We start from the raw sequence: 722 nt of genomic DNA, 5'->3' as shown, positions 1-722 counted from the left end.
GAATAGCGGATAACGCTTTTTATACCGATGACTTAATAAGATAGGCTATTTTTTGTTGCCCTTCTCCGACAGATACGCGGCATACTTTTTAGAGATCCATTTATGAATATGAAGCCCTGTTTTACGAACAAGATACCAATCTATCGCAACTAGAATCACCAAACCGATTACAGTTCCCATTATAAAACCTCTATGCTCATTGAAATGTCACTCTAGCAAATGGTTAAGAAAAGCACCGTGAACTTAAACAAACTATTAGGACTCGATATGGATAGTTACTTTAACTCAAGAAGTATCATGCCCGCTTAGGTGGTGAGCAACGTGATACCACTTTAAACACTTGGACTTACGCATAGTGCGAATGCCATGAATTGTGAATCTTATTAAGTTTACTGTTATGTTGGTGCTCAAAGAAATTGAAGAGCTAAACAAGTAATAAATGCAGGTAAACCGGCTATAAAGAAAACCAAACCTGTCTGGTAGTTCATTCGATAGTGCTCGTGTTGCTCTTTCTCGAAATCATGCCCTTCTACCATTTTGTAGACCTTATCTGTTCTCGGATCGTCTAACCGAGTTGTCTTACTATGGATACCACCTTCCCACATTAGTTTCGCTAAAACCCATATAACGATGACAACAAAGAACAAGAAGTCGACCAACTGAGTAGTCGCGAAAAAAGGAATAAACTGGGCTAGAGCTATAACCACAAGTGCAGCTGAGAG

Annotated in this window: 2 protein-coding genes; both read right to left on the bottom strand. The window is 39.2% G+C overall.

Annotated elements, in window-relative coordinates:
- Window positions 1-45 precede the first annotated feature (45 nt).
- The gene (locus AB4512_RS24410; RefSeq protein WP_086049349.1) at window positions 46-180 is read right to left on the bottom strand and encodes a hypothetical protein; all 135 of its coding nucleotides are present in this window, start codon (window positions 178-180) and stop codon (window positions 46-48) included.
- A 227-nt stretch (window positions 181-407) separates the two neighbouring features.
- Window positions 408-722, bottom strand: a 315-nt coding sequence (locus tag AB4512_RS24405) for a hypothetical protein (RefSeq protein WP_372176067.1), incomplete at its 5' end; no start/stop codon positions are given.

This window comes from Vibrio sp. 10N.222.52.B7 (assembly GCF_041474275.1).
In the GTDB taxonomy this organism is placed as follows: Bacteria; Pseudomonadota; Gammaproteobacteria; order Enterobacterales; family Vibrionaceae; genus Vibrio; species Vibrio crassostreae_C.
This window is presented reverse-complemented; position numbering and strand designations above follow the sequence as displayed.

Coding starts and splice junctions, on each gene's coding strand:
- AB4512_RS24410 (WP_086049349.1), bottom strand. CDS start 180: ATGGGAACTGTAATCGGTTTGGTGATTCTAGTTGCGATAGATTGGTAT.